Source organism: Roseiconus nitratireducens, assembly GCF_008629675.1.
Taxonomy (GTDB): Bacteria; Planctomycetota; Planctomycetia; order Pirellulales; family Pirellulaceae; genus Stieleria; species Stieleria nitratireducens.
In genome coordinates, this window is sequence record NZ_VWOX01000102.1 from 1 (window position 1) to 372 (window position 372).

The 372-nt window shown below is 49.7% G+C and carries 1 protein-coding gene; it reads left to right on the forward strand.

The annotated features are described in order from the left end of the window. Window positions 1-45: 45 nt before the first annotated feature. Window positions 46-372 (forward strand): GxxExxY protein (locus FYK55_RS28845; protein WP_235909062.1); only part of this gene is annotated, 327 nt, incomplete at its 3' end.

Sequence of the window (372 nt, forward strand, 5' to 3'; positions counted from 1 at the left end):
CTCTTATGAAATCGGTAGGTCGATAGGCGAATGACGGAGAATGAGTTGACCGATGCAATCATTGGTGCCGCGATCTTCGTGCATCGCAGGCTTGGACCAGGTTTATTGGAGTCGGTCTATCGTCGATGTCTGGCGTATGAGCTTCGAAAACGCGGATTCTCTGTCGTCGAAGAAAAGCCTGTCGCCCTCGACTACGACGATTTGCATGACCCATGTGCATTTCGCGCCGATTTGCTCGTCGAAGAATTGATCGTCATCGAGCTTAAAGCCAAGTCAGCCATCCATCCGATCGACAAGGCACAAACCCTTTCTCACCTTCGCCTGATGAACCTGAATGTGGGTTTGCTTCTCAATTTCCATGAAGCAAAACTT